Source organism: Flavimobilis marinus, from assembly GCF_900113055.1.
In the GTDB taxonomy this organism is placed as follows: Bacteria; Actinomycetota; Actinomycetes; order Actinomycetales; family Cellulomonadaceae; genus Flavimobilis; species Flavimobilis marinus.
The window spans coordinates 170,188-193,975 of sequence record NZ_FONZ01000002.1 but is presented as its reverse complement, the minus strand read 5'-3'; the positions used below and the strand labels follow the sequence as shown (position 1 = coordinate 193,975).

Here is a 23,788-nt window from a genome sequence, read left to right as displayed (position 1 = left end):
GTCAGCGACCCTTGCCCTTGCCGGGCTTGTCGGCCCCCTTGCCGGGCTTGTCCTTCCCGACGCCCTGACCCTTGGCCTTCCCCCGCTCGCTGGGCCCCGCGTTCGGGTTCTTCACCGGCTTCGTGGGGGCCGGCGCGGCTGTGGTCGGTTCGGAGGTCGGTTCCGTCGTCGGCTCGGCCGAGCCGGGGTCCTCTGCGGGCGCGGTCACTGTGCCTTCCGCCTCCGTCAGCTCCAGGTCGCCCGCGGGGACAAGGGAACCCACGACGGGCGCGTCCCCGGGAGCCCCGTCGAGCTCGACAGCGACACCGCTGCCCGCCTCCCCGGTGCCGTCGTCGAGGCTGGAGACCACAGCGCCCACGAGGCCCACGACGAGCGCGCTCGACGCCGCCACGGCGAGGACGGCTCGGGCGCGCCGCCGAGCAGCGGGACGGGAGGCCACGACCGCACCGTGCCGGGGGTCCACCACGGGAAGCACCGCTGTCGGCGACCCGTGGGCACCGGTCGGCAGCGGGACCGCACCGGTCTGGCCGGCGTCGGCACCCACGGGTGCCTCGTGCACTCCGGTCGGTGCCTGGCCGACGCCGGTGGGCACGTCCCCCGCGCCGGTCGGCAGCTCGCCGGCACCGGTCGGGACGGCGCCCGCGCCCGTCGGGATGGCTCCTGCGCCCGTCTCCGCAGCGACCACCGGGGCGGGTGCAGCACGGCCCGCCGCAGGCATCCCGCGGTCGCGTGCCTGGGCCGCGAGGAGCTCGAGCCGCCGAGCGAGGCCTGCGACCTCCGCTGCGGTCGGCCGGTCGTCCGGGCGTCGCGAGGTCATCGCGCGGACCATCGCACGCCACTCGGGGCTCAAGGAGCCGGGGATCTTGGGATCGGCAGCCACGCGGGCGACGAGCGACTCGCCGGTGGTACCAGGGAAGGCTCGGCGCCCGGTCATCGCCTCGAGCAGGACCAGACCGAGCGAGTACACGTCCGCCGGCGGCGCCGGGTCCGCGCCCTGCGCCTGCTCCGGACTGATGTAGGCGACGGTGCCCACGAACGTCCCGGGTCGCGTCTCGCGCGGGGCCGACGCCAGGTGGGCGATCCCGAAGTCGGCGAGCTTCGCGGAGAACTCGCGCTCGGGGAGCATCGACGGCGAGAGCAGGACGTTGGCCGGCTTGACGTCGCGGTGCACGATCCCGTTCGCGTGGGCGACGTGCAGCCCCTCGGCCAGGTCGCCAGCCATCCGCGCGGCGTCCACCTCGTTCACCGGTCCTGCCGCCACACGGTCGGCGAGGGTCTCCCCCAGCACGAGCTCCATCACGAAGTACGGGACGTCGCCGTCGTCGTCCTGCGTGACGCCGGCGTCGAAGAGGGTGACCAGGGAGTGGTGGTTGAGGGTCGCGAGCACGTCGATCTCGCCCTGGATCGTGATGCCGGTCGCCTGCTCGGCGCCGGCGCGGACGACCTTCAGCGCGACGTCGCGCCCCAGCGCCTCGTCGCGGGCCCGATAGACCGTGGCCATTCCGCCGTGACCGACCACGGCGAGGATGCGATAGCGGTCGCCGATGACGTCTCCGACCCGGATGCCGCTGCCAGCAGCCATCGTCCCTCCACAGTCTCGGACGGGCGTTGTGGTACGCAGGCCCCGTAGGACACGGCACCACTGACCACCATCGGTCACCGAAGACGCCGCGGCAACCCGACACCGACGTCTGCGGCGCAGATCACCCTCAGACGGGTAGGCTCGGGTATACCCCGGGGGGTATGGTGGAGCCATGCCTGAGACCACCGCACCCACCATCGTCGTCGTCGGCGGCGTCGCAGGCGGCATGTCTGCCGCCACCCGCCTCCGCCGCCTCTCCGCCGCAGCGAAGATCATCGTCCTCGAGCGCGGGGAGCACGTCTCCTTTGCCAACTGCGGCCTGCCGTACTACGTCGGCGGTCTCATCGCCGACCGCGAGGCGCTCCTCCTGCAGACGCCGGAGTCGCTCGCGGCGCGGTTCGACCTCGACGTCCGCACCCGGGCCGAGGTCGTCGGCGTCGACGCCGCGCAGCGGACCGTCACGGTCCGCTCGGCTGACGGCACCGAATACCACCAGGCGTACGACCACCTGGTGCTGAGCCCGGGGGCGCGCCCGTTCGTGCCTCCGCTCCCCGGCGCCGAGCGCGCGCTGACGCTGCGCGACGTCACCGACGTCGACCGCCTCGCTGCGGCGACGACGCAGGCCAGCACCGCTGTCGTCGTCGGCGGAGGCTTCATCGGTCTGGAGCTCGCCGAGAACCTCGTCCGGCGCGGCGTGAGCGTCACGATCGTCGAGCTCGCACCGCAGGTGCTTCCACCGCTCGACCCGGAGATGGCCGCACCGGTCGTCGACGAGCTCCGCGCGCACGGCGTCCAGGTCGAGACGGGCAGGCAGGTCTCCCGCCTGACCCCGACCACCGCGGTGCTGGACGACGGCCGGGAGATCCCGGCCGACGTCGTGATCATGGCGATCGGCGTGCGACCCGAGACGGCGCTCGCCGCCTCCGCCGGCGTGACGATCGGCCCGCGTGGCGGGATCCTCGTCGACGACGACCTCCGCACCGACGTCCCCGGCATCTACGCAGTCGGAGACGCGGCCGAAAAGCGGGACGGCCTCACCGGCGACCAGACGCTCGTGCCCCTCGCCAACCTCGCCAACCGGCACGGACGGCACGTCGCCGACGTGATCCTCGGCGAGGGAGGCATCGCGCGCACGGTCCGACGGGGCGCTCTGGGCACCGCCGCGGTCGGCGTCTTCGACCTCACCGTCGCAGCCACCGGGGCGAACGAGAAGCGGCTGCGCGCTGCGGGACGCCCCTGCCGAGTCATCCACACGCACCCCAGCAACCACGCCGGCTACTACCCCGGCGCCGAGGGCATGTCGATCAAGCTCCTCGTCGACCCGGACACCGACGAGATCCTCGGCGCCCAGGCCGTGGGCGGGGCCGGGGTCGACAAGCGCATCGACGTGCTCGCGACGGCGATCTCTGCGGGCGTCAGGGCCTCGGCCCTGGCCGACCTCGAGCTCGCCTACGCGCCGCAGTTCGGGTCGGCCAAGGACCCGGTGAACATGCTCGGCTACGTCGCCGACAACCTGCGCAGCGGACGCACGCGCAGCGTCCAGTGGCACGAGCTCGACGCCGTCCTCGCGGGCGGTGGCCAGCTCGTCGACGTGCGCACCCCGGGCGAGTTCGCCGCCGGCGCGATCCCCGGCGCGGTGAACATCCCCCTCGACGAGCTCCGGGCCCGCGCGCACGAGATCACCGCGACCGACGTCGTCGTGCACTGCCAGGTCGGGCAGCGCGGGCACACTGCCGCGCGGCTCCTCGCGGAGATCACCGACGCCGAGGTGCGTAACCTCGACGGCGGGTACCGCACCTGGCTCGCAGGGCGTACCGCGACGTCCACCCCGTAGCAGCAGCGCGCCGCGGCGCACCCACCGCCTCAAGGAGATCACCATGGAGCTCGACCCGGCCGAGATGACGGCCACGATCAACCGCCTCAAGCGCGCCCAGGGCCAGCTCGCCGGCGTGCTGCGCATGCTCGAGGAGGGCCGCGAGTGCAGCGACGTCGTGACCCAGCTGTCGGCCGTGAGCCGCGCTCTCGACAAGGCGGGCTTCGCGATCATCGCGACCGGCCTGCGCCAGTGCATGACCGACCCCACGGACCAGACTCCGCTCGACGTCGCCAAGCTCGAGAAGCTCTTCCTGTCCCTCGCCTGAACCTGATCCACCTCACCCCACCGAAGGAGATCCCTCATGTGCTTCCCCGTCACCTGCCCCCGCTGCGGCAAGACCACCTGGGACGGCTGCGGCATGCACGTCGACAGCGTCATGGCCGACGTCGCGCCGAAGGACCGCTGCACCTGCCGCTGACCTCCCTGTGACGTCCCCCGCTCCTCGACGCTCCGCGCGCCGGGGGGCGGGGGCGACGCATAAGATGGCCACTGGTGTGCCGGGAAGTCTGGTCGGCGTCATCGTCGTCGACCCCACCGGGAGGATTCTCTGTGTCCACACCCCCCGCACCGTCCCGCCGTCCGCTGCCCCTGCTCGGGCGCGGCACCTGGCCCGAAGCCGCCCGCATCGCCGGGATCCTTCGCAAGGAGACGGTCGGCGGCATCCTCCTGCTGATCGCCACGGTGCTCGCGCTGGTCTGGGCGAACTCCCCGTGGGCGGAGTCCTACGACGCGCTGCGTGACTTCAAGGTCGGCCCCGAGGCGCTGCACCTGAACCTGTCGCTGGGCACGTGGGCGGCGGACGGCCTGCTCGCGATCTTCTTCTTCGTCGTCGGCCTCGAGCTCAAGCGTGAGTTCGTCGCCGGCGACCTGCGCGACCCGCGCCGGGCCGCGCTGCCGATCCTCGCCGCCGTGGGCGGCATGGTGGTCCCCGCGCTCGTGTTCGTCGCTGTCAACGCGACCACGGGCGACGGCGCCCTCAACGGCTGGGCCATCCCGACCGCGACCGACATCGCCTTCGCCCTCGCGGTGCTCGCCGTCGTCGGCACCCACCTGCCCGTCGCCCTGCGCACCTTCCTGCTCACCCTTGCGGTGGTCGACGACCTGCTGGCGGTCACGATCATCGCGGTCTTCTACACCGCGGACCTCGCCGTGACGCCCCTGCTGCTCGCGCTCGTCCCGCTGGGGCTGTTCACCGTCGCGGTGCAGAAGCGCATCCGCTCGTGGTGGATCCTCGTGCCGCTCGCCGTGGCCGCCTGGGCCCTCGTCCACGCCTCGGGCGTGCACGCGACCGTGGCCGGCGTGCTGCTCGGCTTCGCGGTCCCCGTCATCCGGTCGCAGGCTGCCGGCGGTCCGGAGGCCGGCCCCGGGCTCGCCGAGCACTTCGAGCACCGGATGCGACCGATCTCGGCCGGCGTCGCGGTCCCGATCTTCGCGTTCTTCGCGGCCGGCGTCACCGTCGGCGGGCTCTCCGGGTTCGTCGACTCGCTGCAGGACCGCGTGGCACTGGGGATCGTGGCGGGCCTGGTGGTCGGCAAGACCATCGGGATCTTCGGCACGACGTACCTGGTGGCGCGGTTCACCCGTGCACAGCTCGATGCCGGCCTGCGCTGGCTCGACGTCCTGGGCCTCGCGATGCTCGCGGGCATCGGCTTCACCGTCTCGCTGCTGATCGGCGACCTCGCCTACGACTCTGACCTCCGGGTCGATCATGTCAAGGTCGGCGTGCTCGTCGGCTCGCTGCTCGCCTCTGTCCTCGCCACCACGCTCCTGCGAGCGCGCAACCGCGCCTACCGCGCCCTGGTCGCGGTGGAGGAGGCCGACGCGGACGCGGACGGCGTCCCCGACGTCTACGAGGCCGAGGAGGAAACGTTCGAGGCCGACGCCGACCGGCACGACGGCCGAGGGCTCACGAGCTGATCCCCGCAGCCTGCGCGACCAGCTCGACCGAACGGAGGCGTGCGTCGAGCCCGACCGGTAGGTGCGCGACGATCAGCTCGTCGGCGTCCGCGTGCGTGCGGAAGGACTCGAGGTACTCGCCGACCTCGGGCACGGTGCCCACCGCGGAGTAGGTCACCATCTGGTTGACGTGCTGGCCCGCCGGGGAGTCCAGGATCTCGTCGGCCTCAGCCGCGGTGAACGTCCGGCCCTTCTGGCCGAACAGCAGCGCCACGCGAGCACGCCGGGCCAGCTGCAGCTCGTGCAGCGCCTCCTCCCGGGTGTCCGCGGCGACGGCGTTCACCCCGGCGATGACGTAGGGGGCGTCGAGCTGCGCGGACGGACGGAACTCGCGGCGGTACACGGCGACCGCCTCCGTCAGCGCGGCCGGGGCGAAGTGCGAGGCGAACGAGTACGGCAGGCCGAGGGCCGCGGCGAGGTGCGCCCCGAACAGGGACGAGCCCAGGATGAACAGCGGCACGTCGGTGCCCTTGCCCGGCGTCGCCTCGACGCCGGGGATCAGGGTCGGTCCGCTGAGGTAGCCGCGCAGCTCCTGGACGTCGTCGGGGAACGTGTCCGCGGCGCTCGGTTCGCGCCGCAGGGCTCGCATGGTGTTCTGGTCCGTGCCGGGCGCGCGGCCGAGGCCGAGGTCGATCCGCCCTGGGTGCAGGGTGGCGAGCGTGCCGAACTGCTCGGCGATCGTGAGCGGGGCGTGGTTGGGCAGCATGACGCCGCCGGCACCGAGGCGGACGTGCGTGGTGTGGGCGGCGACGTGCGCGATCAGGACGGCGTTGGCCGACGACGCGATCCCCGGGTTGTTGTGGTGCTCCGCGTACCAGACTCGCGTGTACCCGCTGCGTTCCGCGAGCTGTGCGAGGCGCACGCTGCCCTCGAGGCTCTCACGTGCGGTCGCGCCGGGAGAGATGGTGGCGAGGTCGAGGATCGAGACAGGAGCGGGCATGGAGGCACCTCAGAATCGTGGACGGTGAACGACCCGGCGCAGCCGCACGGGTCGCCTACCCAACGTCGCCGACGGCCGCGGTTATTTCGGCGCCCGGCGCGCTCGAGCCTCGACGGAGCTCCGGGCCGCCCTGCTCAGGACGCGACGAGCGCGGCGATGTCGCGCTCGGCCCGCTCGACGCGCACCTTGCGCGCGCCCTTGGACGTGAGGTCTCTCACCACGGCAGGCTCGGCGCGCATCAGGTGCAGGCCCCGGCGCAGGAGGGTCAGGGGCGGCTTGCGCGACTCCCCCAGGTCCCGCAGGAGACGGAACCAGAACGTCTGGAGCCGGGGACGCCAGATGCACATGGCGTCGGCGAGGATGCCCTCGCGCCGGCACGCGTCGATGATCTCGGCCGCGAAGAGGCCCTCGGCGAGGATGATCGGGCTGCCGTCCACAGCGATCCGCTGCGTGGTCGTGCGCCGGTTGGTGGGGATGTCGTAGACCGGGACCTCGGCCTCGCCGGTCCGTGCCAGCTCGAGCAGCGCGTCCATGGCCCCGCGAGCGTCCCAGCTGGCGGGGTCGTCCCAGTCGACGATGCCGTAGCGACGCGGCAGGTCCGGGTGGTCCCCGTCGAGGTAGAAGTCGTCGAGGGACACGACCGGGAGCCCGACCCGACGCGTCAGCGAGGTCTTGCCGGCCCCGGAGGGTCCGGTGAGGAGCACCACGCGTGCCGCCGGCCTGCGACTTCCCTGGGGGAGCTCGAAGAGGGTCTCCTCGCTGGGCTCGACCTGCTCCATGAACACCCTTCCCAACGGCAGCGACCACCAGTGAGGATAGCGGATCGTCGTAGGCCCCAGGTCCCGCGCGAGCCGCCGTGCGGCGCGCCTAGCGTGGAGACGGCACGGAGACGACGCCCCCGAGGAGCGCGCCATGACGACGACCACGATCCCTGTCGAGGGCATGACCTGCCGCGCCTGCGAGGTCAGGGTCGCGCGCGCGCTCGAGAAGCTCGACGGCGTCGACCGCGCGCAGGTCTCTGCGCGCCGCGGCCGCGCGGTCCTGCACGGAACGCGGGCGCCGTCACCCGCCGACGTCGCGCGTGCGCTCGAGGCCGCCGGGTACCGGCGGGGGCCGCGCAGCCCGTGGGTCACGCGGGACGTGGCCGTGTGGCGCGACGTCGCGATCACCGTCGGGGTGCTGGTGGCGCTCGCCGCCCTGGTGAGCGTGACGGGAGCGGGCACGACGATCGACCGGCTGGCCACCCTCGGGTCCTCCGGGAGCCTCGTCCTGGTGGTCCTCCTGGGAGTCGCCGCGGGGTTCTCCACCTGCATGGCCCTGGTGGGCGGCCTCGTGCTCGCCGTGTCCGCCTCCCATGCGGAGGCCAGGCCAGAGCTCAGACCGCGCGAGCTCCTGCGCCCGCACGTGGCGTTCAACCTCGGCCGCGTCGCCGGGTTCGCGGTGCTCGGCGCCGTGCTGGGTGCCGCCGGTTCCGTCGTCGGGCTGTCCGGAACCGCGGTCGGCTGGCTGACGCTCACCGCCGGCGCCGTCATGGCCGTCGTCGGGCTCCGGCTCACCGGCGTCGCACCACGCCTGGCGCAGTCCCTCACGCTCGCGCTCCCGCCCCGGGCCGCGGCGGTGCTGCGCCCCAGGGGTGGACGCTACAGCGACACACGCACGGCCCTGCTGGGCGCGGGCACCTTCCTGCTGCCGTGCGGGTTCACCCAGGCGGTCCAGGTGTACGCGCTGTCCACCGGGTCCCCGGGACGGGCCGCAGCCGTCATGGCGCTGTTCGCGCTCGGCACGGCGCCGGGGCTCATCGGCGTCGGCACGCTGACGGCGCTCGCGCGCGGGCGCGGCGGTGAGCGGGTCTTCCGGGTCGCGGGGGTCGCGGTGCTGGCCTTCGCGGGGCTCACGGTCACGGGCGCCGTCGGCGTCCTCGCGCCGGGGCTCGGAGCCCCCGCTCTGGTCTCCTCGCCCGCGACGTCGGTGTCCGCCAACGTGACCCTCGAGGACGGCACGCAGGTGCTGCGGACGGTGCAGGTGGCCAGCGGGTACGAGCCCGCCCACGCCGTCGTCCGGGCCGGTACGCCGGTGCGCTGGGAGATCGACTCGCAGGCAGCGAGCTGTGCGGCCTCGATCTCGGCCCGGGACCTCGGGCTGCCGACCTTCGTGCTCGACCCGGGCGTCAACGCCGTCGCGTTCACCCCGCCCGAGCCCGGCCAGTACCGGTTCTCGTGCGCGATGGGGATGTACTGGGGTTCGTTGACCGTCATCGCCGCCGACGCCTGACCCCGCGCATCAGTCTGCCGTACCTCGCCGACCGTGAGCCGCTGCGCGGTGGCAGTCCTCCTATCCGACGGCGTCGAGGTAGAACCACCGGTCACCCTCGCGGACGAACCGGCTGCGCTCGCGCTGGTGCCCCGGCCCGTCGGGCGAGCGGTAGTAGGCCACGAACTCCACCTGACCGCGCACGTCGCGCGAGGTGCCGGCGGCGGCGAGCACGTCGAGCCGGTACCAGCGCACATCGTCGTCGAGGTCGAGCTCAGCCGGCCGCGTCCGTGGGTGCCAGGTCCGCAGGACGTAGGCGGCGTCCCCGACGGCGTAGGCGCTGAACCGCGACCGCATCAGCTGCTCGGGTGTCGCCGCGTGCGCCCGTCCAGCGTGCAAGAGCCCGCAGCACTCGTCGTACGGCAGGCCGCTCAAGCAGGGGCATCGCGTGGCGCTCATCGCTCCAGTATCGGCGCTGGGCTCCCCGCCGCGCCCAGTCAACGAGGCCGTCGCACCGACCGGGTCGGCGTGGCCGTCGTCGGGTCCTCGGGCCACGCGTGCTTGGGATACCGCCCGCGCAGGTCCGCGCGGACCTGCGGGTAGCCGGTCGCCCAGAAGGACGCGAGGTCCGCGGTGACCGCGGCCGGCCGGCCGGCCGGGGACAGCAGGTGGAGCAGCACCGGCACCCGCCCGTCGGCCAGGAGCGGCGCGGCCCGCCACCCGAAGGCCTCCTGCACGCGGACCGCGAGCACCGGCTGCTCGGACGTGTAGTCGACGGCCACGCGCGAGCCGCTCGGCACCTCGATGCGCTCGGGTGCGAGCGCGTCGAGCCTGGCGGCCTCGGGCCAGGGCAGGAGGCGCCGCAGCGCGCCGAGCACGTCGACGCGCTGGAGCGCGGCCGCCGTCCGCACCCGCGCCATGTCCGGCCCGAGCCAAGCGTCCAGGTCGGCCAGGAGCGCGTCGTCGGACACATCGGGCCACGGCGCGCCGAGCGCCCGGTGCAGGAAGGCCAGGCGCGCGCGCAGGGCGCGGGCGCCGTCCCGCCAGGGCAGCGCCTCGAGGCCGTCTGCGGCGAGGCCTGCGTGCACCGCGGCGACGACGTCGGCCGGGGCCGGGTCGGTCAGCGGCGCGGACGTCAGCGTGATCGCCCCGAGCTTGGTCCGACGGCGGGCGACCACTCGGCCCTCCTGCCAGGTGACCGACGCGTCGTACCGGAGGAATGCCGCTGCCGCGGTGCTCGCGAGGTCCTCGTCCACGGGCGCCGCCGCGCGGATGATCCCGTCCCGACGCCCCGGTGCGCGGTCGACGTCCGCGACCGCCAGCCAGTCGTACCCCTGCAGCGCCGAACCCGGCGGGAGCGCGGCGCCCGTGCCGCCGACCATCAGGTAGGAGGTGCCCTCGCTCCGGCGGCGCGCGATGCGCTCAGGGTGGGCGAGCGCGACGACGAGCCCGACGGCGAGGTCGTCGGTCAGCCGCTGGTTCCCGGCAACCTCGTCGACCATCCCCGCGAGCCGGCGGGCCTGCGCTCGGACGTCGCCCCGGCCGTGCCGCACCTGCCGCCAGGCTGCGACCAGATCCGCCCCGTCCGCGCGGACGTCGTCGGCGAGCACAGCGACGATCTCGGCAGCCCGGGTGGTGCCGAGCACCGGCGCGGCGTCGAGCAGCGCCCGCCCGAGCCGAGGGTCGACCGGCAGTCGCGCGATCGCCCGGCCGCGTGCGGTGACGCGTCCGGCGTCGTCGAGAGCCCCGAGCCCCACCAGGACCGTCCGGGCGGCAGCCATGGCCGCAGGCGGCGACGGGTCGAGCAGCGCGAGGCCCGTGCCGTCCGGGCTCCCCCACGCCGCGAGCTCGAGGGCGAAGCCTGTGAGGTCCGCGGTCAGGATCTCGGGGACGGGGTGCGGCACCAGCCGCGGGTGCTCCTCGGCCGCCCAGCAGCGGTACACGGCGCCCGGTGCTTCGCGGCCCGCGCGGCCGGCACGCTGCTCGGCACCGGCACGGCTGACGCTCACGGTCACGAGCCCGCCCATGCCCCGCCGCAGGTCCGTGCGAGGTTCGCGGGCGAGACCCGCGTCGACCACCACCCGCACCCCGGGCACCGTGAGGGACGACTCCGCGACCGCGGTCGAGACCACGACGCGACGGCGGGGACCCGGTCGGAGCGCCCGGTCTTGCTCGCGCGCGGCGAGCCGCCCGTGCAGGGGCAGCACGTCGACGTCGAGCCCCGCCAGCCGCCGGGCGACCCCGTCGATCTCCCGCGCGCCGGGGACGAACACCAGCACGTCGCCCAGGCGCTCGTCGCACGCCCGCCGGACGACGCCCGCGACGTGATCGAGGAACGCCGGGGTGATCCCGCGCGCATCGGCCCGCCCCGCGCGCGGCGGGCACCACACGACGTCGACCGGGTACGTCGCCGCGGCCACGGTGACCACGGGGGCCGACGGCGTCGCGAGCAGCGCGGCGGTGCGCTCGGCCTCGACCGTGGCGGACATCGCCACCAGCCCGAGCTCGGGACGCAGGTGCGTCCGCACGTCGACGAGCAGCGCGAGCGCGAGGTCCGCGTCGAGATGGCGCTCGTGGACCTCGTCGAGGATGACGACGGACACGCCGGGAAGCTCGGGATCCCGCTGCAGGCGGCGGAGCAGGACGCCCGTGGTGACGACCTCGACGCGCGTCGCGTCCGAGACGTGGCGCTCACCGCGCACCGTGTAGCCCACGGTGGCGCCGACACTCTCCCCGAGCAGGCCGGCGAGCCGACGGGCGGCCGCGCGCGCCGCGATGCGCCGTGGCTGGGTGACGAGGACACGTCCCTTGACGGCGGCGGCCACGGCGGGCGGCACGAGCGTCGTCTTGCCCGTCCCCGGCGGCGCCTGGACCACGACCGCTCCGGCGGCGCTCAGCCGGGCCACGATCTGCTCGACCGCGGCAGCCACCGGGAGGTCGGGCGGTGCCGCCAGCAGCGAGGCGAGGGCGCCCGCCGTTCCGCGCGCGCTGCCGGTGACCATGCGTCGACCCTAGACGCTTCCCCCGCACGCGCACCGCCGGCACAGGGCAGGCGGAGCCGTAGCGCGCGTGGCAGGCTGACACCGTGCCTCCCTGGAAGAAGAAGAAGCGATCGTCCGGCCGGTCCGGCGCTGCCGCAGCGACCCCCGCGTCCACGAGCGCCGCCCCCGTGCTCGCCCGGGCACCGCAGCCGCCCCGACGTCCGAGCATCTGGGACGACGGGCTCGGCCGCGCAGCCATCCGCAGCGCCCAGGTGATCCTCGTCGTCGTCGTCGCGGTCGCGGTCGTCTACGTGCTGATCCAGCTCAAGCTCCTGGTGATCCCGATCCTCATCGCCACGGTCATCGCCGCGGCCGTCAGCCCGCTGGTCGCATTCCTGCGGCGCAAGGGGTGGCCGGCTGCGCTCGCGACATGGGCCGCCATGCTCACCGGGATCGGCACGATCAGCGCCGTCCTGTGGCTCGTCGGCCGGGGCATCCGGAACGAGTGGTCGTCCCTGGTCGAGGAGGCCGGGCGGGGTCTGGACGAGCTGCAGACCTACCTCGCCGAGGGCCCGCTCGGGCTCGACGACGCGCAGATCACCGCGGCTCGCGAGTCCCTGACGGACCTGCTGGCCAGCGAGCAGGTCCAGAGCGGCGCGATCGCGGGGGCGACCGCAGCGATCGAGGCCGTGACCGGGATCATCCTCGGCATCGTGGTGCTCTTCTTCCTCATCAAGGACGGCAAGAAGATCTACGGGTTCCTCATCAACCCGCTCGACCCCCAGTCCCGGATGCGCGCGGAGCGGATCGGCGACCGGTCCGTCGAGGTGCTCGGCGGCTACCTGCGGGGCACCGCGATCGTGGCCCTCGTGGACGCGGTCCTGATCGGGGCGGCCCTCGCCTTCCTGGGCGTGCCCCTCGCACTCCCGCTCGCGACACTCGTCTTCCTCGGCGCCTTCATCCCGCTGATCGGCGCGACCCTGTCCGGTGTCTTCGCCGCCCTCGTCGCCCTCGTGGCGAACGGGCCCGGGGTCGCGCTCATCGTGGTCGCGGTCGTGATCGCGGTCAACCAGATCGAGGGCGACCTGCTGGCTCCCGTCGTCCTCGGCAAGGCGCTGTCGCTGCACCCGCTGGCGATCCTCATGGCCCTGACGGCCGGCACCATCCTCTCGGGGATCATCGGTGCGCTCCTCGCCGTCCCGATCGCCGCCGTCTCGTGGGCCGCGATCAAGGAGTGGAGCGCGACCTCGGACCTCGATCCCGGCGAGCTGACCGCCTCCGGCGGCTGACGAGGGGGCGCGATGACGGACGAGGTCTCGTCGGGTCTCGACACCGCACGCGGGACGCCGCACCCTGGGCTGCACCACCCGGCGGAAGGAGAACCATGTCGTTCCAGGCTTACCTCGACGCCGTCGAGAACAAGACCGGTCTGACGCCCCGCGAGCTCGTCGAGCGCGCACGCGCCCAGGGCTTCGACCAGCCCGACGTGAAGGCAGGGACCATCCTCGCGTGGCTCAAGGCTGACTACGACCTCGGCCGCGGGCACGGGATGGCGATCGTCCACGTCATCAAGAACGGACCGCAGATCGACGCGAAGCACGTCGGCACCGACGGAGCGCACTGCGACGCCTCCGACACGCTCTGGCTCGACGGCCGGGCCACGCGACCGTCCGGGTAGCTCGCCCAGCGCACGCCGGGCCCGACGCGCCCAGCTTGCACGACCGCCCTGCGCCTGGCGTAGGGTGGCGCTCTGACGCGGGGTGCCGTGGATCGACATGGCTGAGATCACACCCGTTGAACCTGATCTAGTTCGTACTAGCGAAGGGAACGTCGAGGCATGCCCACGCCGTCCGCCACCCCTGTCTCCCCTGCCTGCGCCGGCGCGCCTGCCACGCGGGCAACCGCTCCGCCGGTCTCGCCCGCCGCCGTCGGGCGCGCGCTCGCGGACCTCCGCGCGCACGCGCCGCTCGTCCACTGCCTGACGAACCATGTCGTGGCGCACTGGACCGCGAACGTCCTGCTCGCCGTCGGCGCCCAGCCCACCATGGTCGACAACGTCGAGGAGGCCGGCCCCTCGGCTCGTCGGGCCGACGCGCTCCTCATCAACCTCGGCACGCCGCAGGAGTCGACGACAGCAGCCACGGCTCACGCCGTCGCGGCGGCCGAGCGGGCGGGCACGCCGTGGGTCTTGGACCCCGTCGGCGTCGGCGGCCTGGTGTGGCGCACGCGCACCGCGCTAGACCTGCTCGCGCGCCACCGGCCGACGATCGTGCGCGGGAACGCGTCCGAGGTCCTCGCGCTGCGGGGCGGCGCAGGTGGCCGAGGGCCCGAGAGCGTCGACGACGTCGCGACCGCGATACCCGCGGCCGACGCGCTCGCCCGCGAGCACGCGGCCGTCGTCGCGGTCAGCGGCGCGACGGACTTCCTGACCGACGGCGCCCGCGCGCTCCGCCTCGCGAACGGCACCCCGCTGCTCACCCGCATCACGGGCGGTGGTTGCGCGCTGGGCGCGCTCATGGCCGCGTTCAGCGCGGTGACGCCCGACCCGCTGCTCGCCGCCACGGCGGCGACCGCGACGCTCACGGTCGCCGCAGAGCACGCTGCCGCACGCAGCACGGGCCCCGGGAGCTTCGCCGTCGCGCTGCTCGACGACCTCGCGGCCCTGACGCCCACGTCGGCGTCCGACCAGGTGCGCCTCGAGGCGCAGCGGTGACCGGCGCGGGCTGCCGACCGTCGCGCCATCCGCTCGACCTCACGCTCTACCTCGTGACCGACACCGCCCTCTGCGCTCGAGCGGGACTCGCCGCAACCGTCGGCGCCGCTGTCCGGGCCGGCGTCACGGCGGTGCAGCTGCGCGACCCCAGCGCGAGCGACGCGGAGCTCGTCCGGCTCGGGGTGCAGGTGCGTGCCGCCCTCGACGGCACCGGCGTCCCGCTGCTCATCAACGACCGCGTCCACCTCGTCCAGGAGATCAGCGCCCACGGCGCGCACATCGGCCAGGGCGACATGCCAGCCCCGCAGGCCCGCGCTCTGCTGGGCGACGACGCCTACCTCGGGCTGACGGTGCACGATGCCGCCGAGGTCAGGCACGCCATGGCGCTGCCGGTGGGGACCGTGGACTACCTGGGCGTCGGCCCCGTCTGGGCGACGCCCACCAAGCCCGACCACCGCGCACCCGGGGGACTGCCGCTGCTGCGCGAGCTCAGTGCGCTCAGCGCGCTTCCGTGCGTCGCGATCGGTGGCATCTCGGCGGGACGTGCGGCACTCGTGCGGCCGACCGGGGTGGCGGGGATCGCGGTCGTCAGCGCGATCTGCGGCCAGAGCGACGTCGCGGCAGCGACCTCAGCCCTGCGCACCTCGTGGGCCCGCGCGTCATGAGCCGGCCGCCGGTCGTGCTCAGCATCGCGGGCTCCGACCCCTCGGGCGGCGCCGGGATCCAGGCCGACCTCAAGACGTTCTCTGCGCTGGGCGCCTATGGCACGACCGTGATCACCGCCCTGACCGCGCAGTCGACCCTGGGGGTCACCGGCATCCACGCCGTCCCGCCGGCGTTCGTCCGGCAGCAGCTCGACACCCTGGTGGCCGACGTGCGCGTGGACGCCATCAAGATCGGCATGCTCGGGGACGCGGCGACGGTGCGTGCGGTGGCCGGCTTCCTCGGGGACCACCCCGGCCTCGCGCCCGTGGTGCTCGACCCCGTGATGGTCTCCACGAGCGGGGCCCGCCTCCTGGCGGAGGAGGCCGAGCAGGCCATCGGCGACCTCCTCCCCCACGCGCGCGTCGTGACCCCCAACATCCCCGAGGCCGCGGTGCTGCTCGGTGAGGGTGCGGCGACGAGCACCGAGGACCTGCTCCGCCAGGCCCGCGCGCTGCGGGCCCGAGGCGCGCAGGCGGTGCTGGCCAAGGGCGGCCACCTGACCGGGCACGACGCCACCGACGTCTGGATCGACGACGACGGCGAGCACCTGCTCGGAGCACGTCGCGTCCCGACGGCCAACACCCACGGCACCGGATGCTCGTTGTCGTCCGCGATCGCCGCCCTCCTCCCCCGCTCGGGATCGCCGCTGAGCGCTGCGCGCGAGGCCAAGACCTGGCTCTCCGCCGCTCTGGAGGGCGCCGACACCCTCGAGATCGGCCACGGCCCCGGGCCCGTGCACCACTTCCATCGCTGGTGGGACCAGCCCGTCGCCACCCGCTAGGCACCGGCCCAGCGCCCCGCACCTGACCTTCGCCAGCAGCAGCACCGACGAACGGACTCCTCGCCATGCCCTCCCCCACGCCAGTCCTCTCCCCCGCCTCCGCAGTCGACGCCCCGAACGACGACCCGTCCACCCCGACGTTCTCGCAGACGGCGTGGCGCCGGACCGCCGAGATCCGCCGCGCGATCGACGTGCACCCGTTCTTGACGGGCCTCGCTGACGGCTCGCTCGCTCGCGAGACGTTCGTGGAGTACATGCGCCAAGACGCGCTCTACCTCGTCGACTACGGTCGGGCCCTGGCCAGCTGCGCCCAGCGCGCCGTGGACGCCGAGGACGTGATCTTCTGGTCGGGCAGCGCCGAGGGAGCGGTGCGCGAGGAACGCTCGTTGCACGCCACGCACATCGACGGGCTTGCCGTGGCGTCGAGGTCGCCGACCACCACCGCCTACACCTCCTACCTGCTCGCCGTGAGCGCTCGCGGCTCGTACGCCGAGCTTGTCGCCGCCGTGCTGCCGTGCTTCTGGATCTACGACGACGTCGGCCGGCGGCTGCGGGCGAGCGTCGACGACCTCGCGAACCACCCCTATGGCGACTGGATCTCGACCTACGGCGACCCCGCGTTCACCGCTGCCACGCGAACGGCCCGGCGGGTCGCGGACCGGGTGGCGCACTGCGCGGACGCCGGGACGGTCGAGCGCATGCACGCGGCCTTCGCGCAGGCGAGCCGCTACGAGTGGATGTTCTGGGACGCTGCCTACCGTCACGAGACATGGCCGGTGTGAGCGTCCGCGCGCGCCGTTGGGCGAGCACGGTCGGGCTCGTCGCGGCGTGGCAGGTCGCGAGCTCCGTGGGGGCCGTCGAAGCCACCGTGCTCCCCGGACCTGTGAGCCTGGTCGGCACGGCCGCGGGGATGGTCGCCGACGGCACGCTCCCGCAGGCGCTGGCCGTGAGCCTGGGCCGCGTGCTCGTGGGGTCAGCGATCGGCCTCGTGCTCGGCGTGCTCCTCGGGCTGTGCGCCGGACTCTGGCGGCTCGGTGAGGACCTGGTCGACGCCCCCGTGCAGATGCTCCGCACCGTGCCCTTCACGGCGCTGACCCCGGTGCTCGTCCTCTGGCTGGGCCTCGGGGAAGCCCCGAAGGTCGCGCTGGTCGTGATCGCCACCGTGGTCCCGATGTACCTCAACACGTTCGGCGGGGTGCGCGCCGTCGACCCCCGGCTCCTCGAGGTCGGCGCGGTCTACGGGCTGAGCGCACGGCAGCGCGCGGCGCGCATCCTGCTTCCCGGCGCGGTCGCTCCGATCCTCGTCGGTCTGCGCTACGCGCTCGGGCTCGCGTGGATCGCCGTGATCGTCGCGGAGACCGCCAACGCCTCCTCGGGGATCGGACACCTGCTCACCACGGCGCGCACGTACGTGCGCACCGACATCATGCTCGTCTGCGTCGCCGTCTACGCCGTCCTCGGCCTGGTGACCGACGCCGTCGTGCGCGTCGCGGAGCGCCGGCTGCTGCGATGGCGTGCCGCCCCGTCCCCGCTCACCACCGAGAGGCTCTGACCATGCGCACCACCGTCCGCCCCCTGGCGCTCCTCGCCGCCGCCCTTGCCGTCCTGGCAGCGTGCTCCGAGCCCACGCCCGCTCCTGGCAACTCTGCCGCCGAGCTGCGTGTGGGTCCGCTCACCACCCAGAACACGCTCACGCTCGCCACCCGCGGCGGTGCGCTGGCGAACGAGGTGGCGCGGAGCGGGGGGAGCCTCCAGCTGCCGGCGACCTTCCCCGCGTTCGCCCCAGCGGCGCAGGCGATGGCGGCGGGGCAGATCGACGTGACGACCGGAAGCGCGACGGCGTTGATCCCGGCCCTGCAGGGCAACCCCGACCTGGTCGTCTTCGCCGTCGAGGCCAACGACAACGACACGCAGGGCATCGTGGCTGGCGCCCGCACCGGCATCGCGTCCGTCTCGGACCTCGCGGGACACACTGTGGCCGTCAACGAGGGGGGCACCGGTGACTACCTGCTGCGGGTCGCACTGGCCCAGGCCGGGATGGACATCGACGACGTCGAGCCGGTCTACCTAAGTCCACCCGACGCTGCGACCGCGTTCGTCGGCGGACAGGTGGACGCCTGGGCGACCTGGGACCAGTACCTGGTCTCCGCCGAGCGCCTCCCCGGAGCCACGCTCGTCGCGCTCGCACGGGACATCGGAGCGACCAACCCGACGGTGCACGTCGTCAGCCGAAGCCTCGTCACCGCGCACCCCGATCTGGTGCGCGCGCTCTACCGGGCGCTCGAGGCACAGGCCGAGGCCGTCGTGGCGTCACCCACGGAGCTCGAGGCGGCCTACCGCGACGCCGGAGCCGCGCCCGAGGTGGCCGCGGCGATCGCCGCCAAGAGACCACCCCGGATCGTGCCCGCGGACGACGCCTTCGCCGAGGAGCTCGCCGCCGTCGCGCAGTTCTACCAGGCCCACGGCATGACCACCACGACGACGGACGTCAGCCAGGCAGTGGTGGACGTCCGGGACCTGCCTTGACTGTCCCGCCGCGCCCGACGCACACGGGTGGTCACGTCCGCGTCCGCGGTGTCACGAAGCGCTATGGGGAACGTGTCGTCCTCGACCGTCTCGATCTCGACCTGGCCCCGGGCGAGGTCGTGGCGATGCTCGGCCGGAGCGGAACCGGCAAGTCGACCCTCGTGCGGGTGCTCGCCGGGCTGGTGAGGCCGGAGGCGAGCGAGCAGCTCGAGCGGGGGTCCGTCGCCGTGGCCTTCCAGGAGCCGCGACTGATGCCGTGGTTGTCGGTCTGGCGCAACGTGGCCCTCGCGCTCGAGGGCACGGCAGCCACGCCTGGCGAGCGGAGGTCCGCCGCCGTCGACCTGCTGCGCGAGGTCGACCTCGCTGCGCGTGCCGACGACTGGCCGCTCACGCTCTCGGGAGGCCAGGCCCAGCGGGTCGCCCTCGCGCGGGCCCTCGTGCGCCAGCCCGACCTCCTCCTCCTCGACGAGCCCTTCGCCGGCCTGGACGCGCTGACCCGGCTGACGATGCACGCGCTCGTCCGCCGCCTCCAGACGCACCATCGGCGCACGATCCTGCTGGTCACCCACGACGTCGACGAGGCGATCGCCCTGGCGGACACGATCGTCGTCCTCGACGGCGGCCGCATCGTCGCCGCGCACCCCGTGCGGCCGGCGCGCCCGACGCTCCGGGACGAGCTGCTGGCCGCGCTCGGCGTCGGCCCGGCCGGCGGATCCGGCACGCCCTCCCCCACCTGAGCCACGCGAGAATGCCCACCCTGGGGTGACGTGCGCGCACCCCGCACCTCCGTAGGTTCTCCAGCATGAGCCAAGGACAGACGCTGACGAGCACAGCCGTCGAGTTACACGATCTCGTGCGGGAGTACGGGAGCAGGCAGGCGCGTGTCCGTGCGCTGGACGGGGTCAACCTGCGCTTCGACCGCGGCAGCTGGACCGCCGTCATGGGGCCGTCGGGTTCCGGCAAGTCGACCCTGCTGCACACGGCCGCCGGTCTCGAGCGCCCTACGAGCGGTCGCGTGCTGCACGGCGACCGCGACCTGACGGGCGCCACCGAGCGTGAGCTCACCCTGATGCGGCGCCAGGACATCGGCTTCGTGTTCCAGAACTTCAACCTCCTCGGCGCGCTGACCGCGGAGCAGAACGTGGCGCTGCCGCTGCGCCTCGCCGGCCACAAGGTATCCATGTCCGACGTCCGGCGGGCCCTCGTCGCGCTCGGGCTCGGTGATCGCCTCCGGCACCGGCCGCGGGAGCTGTCCGGCGGGCAGCAGCAGCGCGTCGCCATCGCCCGAGCCATGGTGACGAGGCCCGCGGTGCTCTTCGCCGACGAGCCCACGGGTGCGCTCGACTCTCGCGCTGCGCGCGGCGTGCTCGCACTCCTGCGGTCGATGGTCGACTCCACCCGGCAGACCCTCATCATGGTGACCCACGACCCCGCCGTCGCCGCCAGCGCCGACTCCGTCGTCTTCCTCAGCGACGGGCGCGTCGTGGACAGGCTGACCCGGCCCACCGTCCACCTGGTCGCGGACCGGCTCGCCGCCCTGGAAGCCTGATGCTCACGCTCGCGCTCGCCACCTACCGGGAACGCTGGCCGCTGTTCACCGGAGCCATCCTCGCGGTCGTGCTCGGCGTCGCGATCGTCCAGTCGTCGCTGCTGATCGTCGCCGCGGCCGGCCGCTACGGCGAGGCGATCGCGGTGCTGGGCCTGACGTTGGGGGTGTCGGCATTCCTGGCCGTCTTCGTCGTCAGCGAGACCTTCGCCTTCACGATCGCGCAGCGTCACCGTGACCTGGCGCTCCTGCGCCTGATCGGCGGCAGCCCTGTTCAGCTGCGGCGCCTGCTGCTCGCCGAGGCGTGGGTGCTCGGCGCCCTCGGCACCGTGCTCGGGGTCCCGGCCGGCCGGGTTGCGCAGCTGACACAGACGGCTCTGCTCGCCGACCTCGGCCTCCTCCCCATCACGTTCTCCGCACCCTGGCGCGGCTGGGTGCTCTGGGCATCGATCGGCCTCGGCCTCGGCGTCGCCACGGCCGGCGTCCTGGCCGCCTCGAGGCGGGCTGCTCGGGTTCGCCCGCTGGAGGCGCTGCGAGAGACCGGCGCCGCGGCGCGCGGCATGACGGTCGGTCGCTGGCTGGCCGGCCTCCTGCTGAGCGCGGTCGCGATCGTCCTGACGACGGTCGCGACCGCCGTGGAGCACCCCGAAGCAGCGATCCCCCTGTCCATCTCCGCCACGGTCGCGCTCACGCTGGGTCTGGCCGCGCTGGGCCCGGCACTCGTGGCCCCGCTGGCCCTGCTCGTGAGCATCGCCGCGAGCCGATCCGTCGTCGGCCGTCTCACCCGGGCGAACTTGCGGGAGGCCCGCCGACGCAGCGCGTCGATCGCTGCGCCCGTCGTGGTGTTGGTCGCCCTCGCGACCGGGCTCGCGGGGACCTTCGCCAGTCTGTCTGCCGGCGCGCGGAACCGGCTCGTCGACGACCTGCGCGCGGATCTGGTCGCAGCCGGGCCCGTCTCCGCGAGCACGCCGGGCGTCGCCCTCGCGTCGACGGAGTACACCCTGACGATCAGCGCCACCACAGCGACGCACTATGGCGGCGACGCGGGCACGACCACCGATGAGGTGCCGGCGCTCGCCATCGACCCGGACGCCTATCCGTACGCCCACCGGACGCCCCTGCTGGCTGGCTCGTACGACGACCTCCGTGGGCGCACGGTCGTCGCGGCAGGCGGAGACCTCGGCGAGACCGTGCAGCTGCGCGTCGCGGGCCACGACCTCGTCACCCGCGTGGTGGCCGTCCTCCCGCCGCCCCTCGACGGCGGGCCGCAGTACCTGTTGCCGCACGACCTCGTCCCGAGCGCCGCGCTCGGCGCGGCGCGGTCCGTCGTCCGACTCGAGCCCGGAGCGGACCCGGCCGCCGTGGCTGCCACCTTGCCCCCACCGGTGCTGCCCCTCGGCGACTGGCTCGCGCACCACGACAGCGCACAGGACACCCTGGACGCCGGTGTGCTGCAGGCGGTCCTCGGCATGGCCGCCCTCTACGCCGCGATCGGCGCGGTCAGTGCGATTGCCATCGCCACCGGCGAGCGCCGCCGCGAGCTCGCCGTCGCTCGCGTGACCGGACTCAGCCGCGGCCAGGTGGTCGTCAGCGCCGTGCTCGAGGCACTCATCGTCTCCGCGACCGGCATCATGCTGGGCTGGCTGGCAGCCCTGGCCAACCTGATCGGCATCAGCCGCGTCGCCGGAGCACTGGTGATCCCGTGGCAGATCGTCGGGCTGACCGTGCCCGCAACCTTCCTGCTGGTGGCCACGGCCAGTGCCTGCGCCGCTCTGGCGGCGACCCGGCGCCCGCCGATCGCTGCGGTCGGAGCACGCGAGTAGCGGCGTCGAGGCACGAGGTGGCCGCTGCTCCCCCGCGCAGCGGCCACCTCACCTTCACGAGCCGGGGCTGGTCGTGAACTCCTCGATGCCGAGCAGCGGCCGGATGGCCTTCTGCACGGCGCCACGGGCTACGGCTGCGGGACCAGGCCCGGGAGATCAGCGCGACGATGGACTTCGGGTTCTACTACGAGCCCGTCGTCGGGCAGATCCGCGGTGGCTTCTGGGACGAACCTCCCGCCGACCCCGCCGCGGTGCTCGACAACTACCGCGACCGTGGGCCGGACGTCTGGTTCACCGGCCACCACTACGGAACCCTCAACACCGAGCCCCGCATCGCCAGCTACCTCGGGATCGCCTGGGGGCAGATCCCGCCCGAGCACTACTTCCGCATGTTCCGGACCTTCCCCGACACGTGCGACTGGAGCTGGCCCGAGCAGAAGCCGGTGGGTGAGTGGCACGAGTACCTGGGCGTCGACGTGGTCGCTCGCGCACACGAGGGCGCGGGGCAACGCTCGGGCCGCCATGAGCCGGTGGACGACCGGGAACGGCTGCTGTGCGCCGATGGGCGTGGGGTCCAGCACCACCGACGGGACGCTCAGCCCGCGCTCGCCCAGGGCGGCTTGCATGCCGGCGAACCGTTCGGCGTAGTCTGCCGTCTCCGTCGCGCTGACGAACTCCATCTGCTCGATGCCGTGCACGGCGTGCAGGTGCTCGACGAGCTCGCGCACACCCTGGGCGTTGTCCACCCGGACGTGGTGCACCGCGCCCGGCTCCTCGGTCATCGCGAAGGCGACGACCGGGATGCGCTGCGAGACCTGCGCGAGGATCTCCGCCGCGTTCGCCCCCGGGAAGATGGCGAGCCCGTCCACCCGGCTGGCGATGTCGATGACTCCCCCGGGGCTGGGGCAGGTCAGGCGCCAGCCAGCCCCCAGCCCGCGGTCTCGACGCGCAGCCGTCCGGCTCGCCTGACCCGACCTCCGGGGCGGGCAGACAGCGGGCGCACCGTGCGGACTCACCCCAGACACGACGAAGCCCTGGTGAGAACCATCTCTCACCAGGGCTGATCCGTCGGGATGACAGGATTTGAACCTGCGACCCCTTGACCCCCAGTCAAGTGCGCTACCAAGCTGCGCCACATCCCGTGGACCCGCGAGCGGGTCCGAACCGACCCCGGAGGGCCGTCGAAAATACTACCCCACTTTGCCGGCGAGCCTGTCCGGCTCCTGTCGCGTGTCACGTCCGACGGATCCGCGGCTTCTGGGCCTTGCAGTTGACGCAGCGTCAAGACCTAGGGTCGACCGTGTCGCGGCTGACCAGCGCGTGACCACGAGAGGACAGGAGCGTATGGGACGGACGATCCACGAGGTCAGCCGCATGACCGGGCTGACGAGTCGCACGCTGCGCCACTACGACGCGATCGGGCTGCTGCCGCCGTCGAGCACGAGCCCGAGCGGGATGCGTTCGTACGACGACGACGCACTCGTGCGCCTGCAGCGGATTCTCGTGCTGCGCGATCTCGGGCTCGGGCTCGACGCCATCCGGCAGGCGCTCGATCTCGACCACCCCTCGACGACAGCGGCCCTGCGGCAGCACGTCGCCCAGCTCGAGACGGCCCGCGCACGGGTCGACCGACAGATCGCGGCGGTGCAGCGCACGCTGACCGCACTGGAGCAAGGAGCAGATCTCATGACCGACTCGATGTTCGACGGATTCGACCACACCCAGCACGCCGACGAGGTGGTCGAGCGATGGGGCTCCGACGCCTACGCGGCCTCCGACTCCTGGTGGCGCGGCCTCACCGCCGACGAGCGCAGCGACTTCCGGGACCGCGTGGCGACGCTCAACGAAGCGTGGGTGTCCGCGTGGCGCGACGACGAGGACCCAGCCAGCACGCGCGCACAGGACCTCGCCGCCCGCCACGTCGCCTGGCTACGTTCGGTCCCGGGAACCCCCGCGGCCCTCCCGGAACACGCACGGGCCTACGTCCTCGGCCTGGCAGACATGTACGTGGCGGACCCACGCTTCGCCGCCAACTACGGGGGGCCCGAGGGAGCCCAGTTCGTCCGGGCCGCGCTGCGCGCGCACCTCGACGCCTGACCGCAACGACGG

22 protein-coding genes, 1 tRNA gene and 1 riboswitch are annotated in these 23,788 nt (G+C 73.9%); of the genes, 17 read left to right on the top strand and 6 right to left on the bottom strand.

The genetic code is table 11. The features are described 5' to 3' along the window. Position 1: 1 nt before the first annotated feature. Entirely contained in the window at positions 2-1,582 is a 1,581-nt protein-coding gene (locus BMZ30_RS05910; RefSeq protein WP_177191292.1) for a serine/threonine-protein kinase, read from the bottom strand. Between the two features lie 172 nt (positions 1,583-1,754). Between BMZ30_RS05910 and BMZ30_RS05905 the strand changes: the two genes are divergently transcribed. From BMZ30_RS05905 to nhaA, 3 genes are all read left to right on the top strand, one after another. Then, positions 1,755-3,416: an FAD-dependent oxidoreductase gene (locus BMZ30_RS05905; protein WP_093376131.1), complete on the top strand. Its 1,662-nt coding sequence runs from the start codon at positions 1,755-1,757 to the stop codon at positions 3,414-3,416. 43 nt (positions 3,417-3,459) lie between these two features. Then, complete coding sequence (locus tag BMZ30_RS05900) at positions 3,460-3,723, top strand: metal-sensitive transcriptional regulator (protein ID WP_093376129.1); 264 nt, start codon at positions 3,460-3,462, stop codon at positions 3,721-3,723. A gap of 284 nt (positions 3,724-4,007) precedes the next feature. Continuing rightward, entirely contained in the window at positions 4,008-5,375 is a 1,368-nt protein-coding gene (gene nhaA, locus BMZ30_RS05895) for a Na+/H+ antiporter NhaA (RefSeq protein WP_229828568.1), read from the top strand. Here the strand turns inward: nhaA and BMZ30_RS05890 are convergent. Next, positions 5,365-6,354: an LLM class flavin-dependent oxidoreductase gene (locus tag BMZ30_RS05890; RefSeq protein ID WP_093376127.1), complete on the bottom strand. Its 990-nt coding sequence runs from the start codon at positions 6,352-6,354 to the stop codon at positions 5,365-5,367. The two genes, nhaA and BMZ30_RS05890, sit on opposite strands and share 11 nt — an antisense overlap. A 134-nt stretch (positions 6,355-6,488) precedes the next feature. Beyond that, entirely contained in the window at positions 6,489-7,133 is a 645-nt protein-coding gene (locus BMZ30_RS05885; RefSeq protein WP_093376125.1) for a uridine kinase family protein, read from the bottom strand. A gap of 133 nt (positions 7,134-7,266) precedes the next feature. Here BMZ30_RS05885 and BMZ30_RS05880 point away from each other — a divergent pair, with 133 nt between their 5' ends. Continuing rightward, complete coding sequence (locus BMZ30_RS05880; RefSeq protein WP_093376123.1) at positions 7,267-8,625, top strand: urease accessory protein UreH domain-containing protein; 1,359 nt, start codon at positions 7,267-7,269, stop codon at positions 8,623-8,625. Between the two features lie 60 nt (positions 8,626-8,685). On the opposite strand, the gene BMZ30_RS05875 is transcribed toward BMZ30_RS05880, so the two are convergent. Then, a complete protein-coding gene (locus tag BMZ30_RS05875) occupies positions 8,686-9,063 on the bottom strand; it encodes a YchJ family protein (RefSeq protein ID WP_093376121.1) in 378 nt (125 codons plus the stop codon). 38 nt (positions 9,064-9,101) lie between these two features. After that, positions 9,102-11,606, bottom strand: coding sequence for an ATP-dependent helicase HrpB (hrpB, locus tag BMZ30_RS05870; RefSeq protein WP_093376119.1), 2,505 nt, complete (start codon positions 11,604-11,606; stop codon positions 9,102-9,104). A gap of 83 nt (positions 11,607-11,689) precedes the next feature. On the opposite strand from hrpB, the gene BMZ30_RS05865 reads away from it, so the two are divergent. The 12 genes from BMZ30_RS05865 to BMZ30_RS13485 all read left to right on the top strand — a co-directional run bounded on the left by BMZ30_RS05865 (position 11,690) and on the right by BMZ30_RS13485 (position 22,743). Continuing rightward, positions 11,690-12,874 carry an AI-2E family transporter gene (locus BMZ30_RS05865; RefSeq protein WP_229828572.1) on the top strand — a complete coding sequence of 395 codons (1,185 nt, stop codon included), beginning with the start codon at positions 11,690-11,692 and terminating at the stop codon, positions 12,872-12,874. 95 nt (positions 12,875-12,969) lie between these two features. Continuing rightward, complete coding sequence (locus BMZ30_RS05860) at positions 12,970-13,263, top strand: DUF4287 domain-containing protein (RefSeq protein ID WP_093376115.1); 294 nt, start codon at positions 12,970-12,972, stop codon at positions 13,261-13,263. Positions 13,264-13,331: 68 nt separating this feature from the next. Continuing rightward, positions 13,332-13,430, top strand: a riboswitch (TPP riboswitch). After that, complete coding sequence (gene thiM / locus BMZ30_RS05855) at positions 13,423-14,298, top strand: hydroxyethylthiazole kinase (protein ID WP_093376113.1); 876 nt, start codon at positions 13,423-13,425, stop codon at positions 14,296-14,298. Its footprint overlaps the riboswitch before it by 8 nt. 53 nt (positions 14,299-14,351) lie before the next feature. After that, positions 14,352-14,963: a thiamine phosphate synthase gene (thiE, locus tag BMZ30_RS05850; protein WP_229828574.1), complete on the top strand. Its 612-nt coding sequence runs from the start codon at positions 14,352-14,354 to the stop codon at positions 14,961-14,963. After that, positions 14,960-15,784, top strand: a complete 825-nt coding sequence (gene thiD, locus BMZ30_RS05845; protein ID WP_093377310.1) for a bifunctional hydroxymethylpyrimidine kinase/phosphomethylpyrimidine kinase — start codon at positions 14,960-14,962, stop codon at positions 15,782-15,784. The genes thiE and thiD overlap by 4 nt, the downstream gene beginning before the upstream one ends. 65 nt (positions 15,785-15,849) lie before the next feature. After that, the gene (tenA, locus tag BMZ30_RS05840; protein ID WP_093376109.1) at positions 15,850-16,566 is read left to right on the top strand and encodes a thiaminase II; all 717 of its coding nucleotides are present in this window, start codon (positions 15,850-15,852) and stop codon (positions 16,564-16,566) included. Next, positions 16,554-17,336 carry an ABC transporter permease gene (locus BMZ30_RS05835; protein ID WP_093376107.1) on the top strand — a complete coding sequence of 261 codons (783 nt, stop codon included), beginning with the start codon at positions 16,554-16,556 and terminating at the stop codon, positions 17,334-17,336. Before tenA ends, BMZ30_RS05835 begins: the two co-directional genes overlap by 13 nt. Before the next feature lie 2 nt (positions 17,337-17,338). Further along, a complete protein-coding gene (locus tag BMZ30_RS05830) occupies positions 17,339-18,310 on the top strand; it encodes an NrtA/SsuA/CpmA family ABC transporter substrate-binding protein (protein WP_143073137.1) in 972 nt (323 codons plus the stop codon). Next, on the top strand, positions 18,307-19,047 hold the full coding sequence (locus BMZ30_RS05825) for an ABC transporter ATP-binding protein (protein ID WP_229828576.1): 741 nt from the start codon (positions 18,307-18,309) through the stop codon (positions 19,045-19,047). Before BMZ30_RS05830 ends, BMZ30_RS05825 begins: the two co-directional genes overlap by 4 nt. A gap of 65 nt (positions 19,048-19,112) precedes the next feature. Further along, positions 19,113-19,859 (top strand): ABC transporter ATP-binding protein, encoded by a 747-nt coding sequence (locus BMZ30_RS05820; RefSeq protein ID WP_093376103.1) that lies wholly within the window; start codon positions 19,113-19,115, stop codon positions 19,857-19,859. Continuing rightward, positions 19,859-21,679: an FtsX-like permease family protein gene (locus BMZ30_RS05815; protein WP_093376101.1), complete on the top strand. Its 1,821-nt coding sequence runs from the start codon at positions 19,859-19,861 to the stop codon at positions 21,677-21,679. Before BMZ30_RS05820 ends, BMZ30_RS05815 begins: the two co-directional genes overlap by 1 nt. A gap of 251 nt (positions 21,680-21,930) precedes the next feature. Further along, the gene (locus BMZ30_RS13485; RefSeq protein ID WP_143073136.1) at positions 21,931-22,743 is read left to right on the top strand and encodes a hypothetical protein; all 813 of its coding nucleotides are present in this window, start codon (positions 21,931-21,933) and stop codon (positions 22,741-22,743) included. Between the two features lie 4 nt (positions 22,744-22,747). On the opposite strand, the gene BMZ30_RS05805 is transcribed toward BMZ30_RS13485, so the two are convergent. Beyond that, positions 22,748-22,821: transfer RNA gene (locus BMZ30_RS05805), tRNA-Pro, on the bottom strand. Positions 22,822-23,023: 202 nt separating this feature from the next. On the opposite strand from BMZ30_RS05805, the gene BMZ30_RS05800 reads away from it, so the two are divergent. Next, complete coding sequence (locus tag BMZ30_RS05800; RefSeq protein ID WP_093376097.1) at positions 23,024-23,776, top strand: MerR family transcriptional regulator; 753 nt, start codon at positions 23,024-23,026, stop codon at positions 23,774-23,776. Positions 23,777-23,788 lie beyond the last annotated feature (12 nt).

What these genes read in the sequence shown, in the direction of transcription:
- BMZ30_RS05905 (WP_093376131.1), top strand. Translation starts at nt 1,755, where the DNA reads ATGCCTGAGACCACCGCACCCACCATCGTCGTCGTCGGCGGCGTCGCA.
- thiM (WP_093376113.1), top strand. Translation starts at nt 13,423, where the DNA reads ATGCCCACGCCGTCCGCCACCCCTGTCTCCCCTGCCTGCGCCGGCGCG.
- BMZ30_RS05835 (WP_093376107.1), top strand. Translation starts at nt 16,554, where the DNA reads ATGGCCGGTGTGAGCGTCCGCGCGCGCCGTTGGGCGAGCACGGTCGGG.
- tenA (WP_093376109.1), top strand. Translation starts at nt 15,850, where the DNA reads ATGCCCTCCCCCACGCCAGTCCTCTCCCCCGCCTCCGCAGTCGACGCC.
- BMZ30_RS05820 (WP_093376103.1), top strand. Translation starts at nt 19,113, where the DNA reads ATGAGCCAAGGACAGACGCTGACGAGCACAGCCGTCGAGTTACACGAT.
- BMZ30_RS05815 (WP_093376101.1), top strand. Translation starts at nt 19,859, where the DNA reads ATGCTCACGCTCGCGCTCGCCACCTACCGGGAACGCTGGCCGCTGTTC.
- BMZ30_RS05880 (WP_093376123.1), top strand. Translation starts at nt 7,267, where the DNA reads ATGACGACGACCACGATCCCTGTCGAGGGCATGACCTGCCGCGCCTGC.
- BMZ30_RS05885 (WP_093376125.1), bottom strand. Translation starts at nt 7,133, where the DNA reads ATGGAGCAGGTCGAGCCCAGCGAGGAGACCCTCTTCGAGCTCCCCCAG.
- BMZ30_RS05875 (WP_093376121.1), bottom strand. Translation starts at nt 9,063, where the DNA reads ATGAGCGCCACGCGATGCCCCTGCTTGAGCGGCCTGCCGTACGACGAG.
- thiD (WP_093377310.1), top strand. Translation starts at nt 14,960, where the DNA reads ATGAGCCGGCCGCCGGTCGTGCTCAGCATCGCGGGCTCCGACCCCTCG.
- BMZ30_RS05900 (WP_093376129.1), top strand. Translation starts at nt 3,460, where the DNA reads ATGGAGCTCGACCCGGCCGAGATGACGGCCACGATCAACCGCCTCAAG.
- BMZ30_RS05800 (WP_093376097.1), top strand. Translation starts at nt 23,024, where the DNA reads ATGGGACGGACGATCCACGAGGTCAGCCGCATGACCGGGCTGACGAGT.
- hrpB (WP_093376119.1), bottom strand. Translation starts at nt 11,606, where the DNA reads ATGGTCACCGGCAGCGCGCGCGGAACGGCGGGCGCCCTCGCCTCGCTG.
- BMZ30_RS05830 (WP_143073137.1), top strand. Translation starts at nt 17,339, where the DNA reads ATGCGCACCACCGTCCGCCCCCTGGCGCTCCTCGCCGCCGCCCTTGCC.
- BMZ30_RS05890 (WP_093376127.1), bottom strand. Translation starts at nt 6,354, where the DNA reads ATGCCCGCTCCTGTCTCGATCCTCGACCTCGCCACCATCTCTCCCGGC.
- BMZ30_RS05910 (WP_177191292.1), bottom strand. Translation starts at nt 1,582, where the DNA reads ATGGCTGCTGGCAGCGGCATCCGGGTCGGAGACGTCATCGGCGACCGC.
- BMZ30_RS05860 (WP_093376115.1), top strand. Translation starts at nt 12,970, where the DNA reads ATGTCGTTCCAGGCTTACCTCGACGCCGTCGAGAACAAGACCGGTCTG.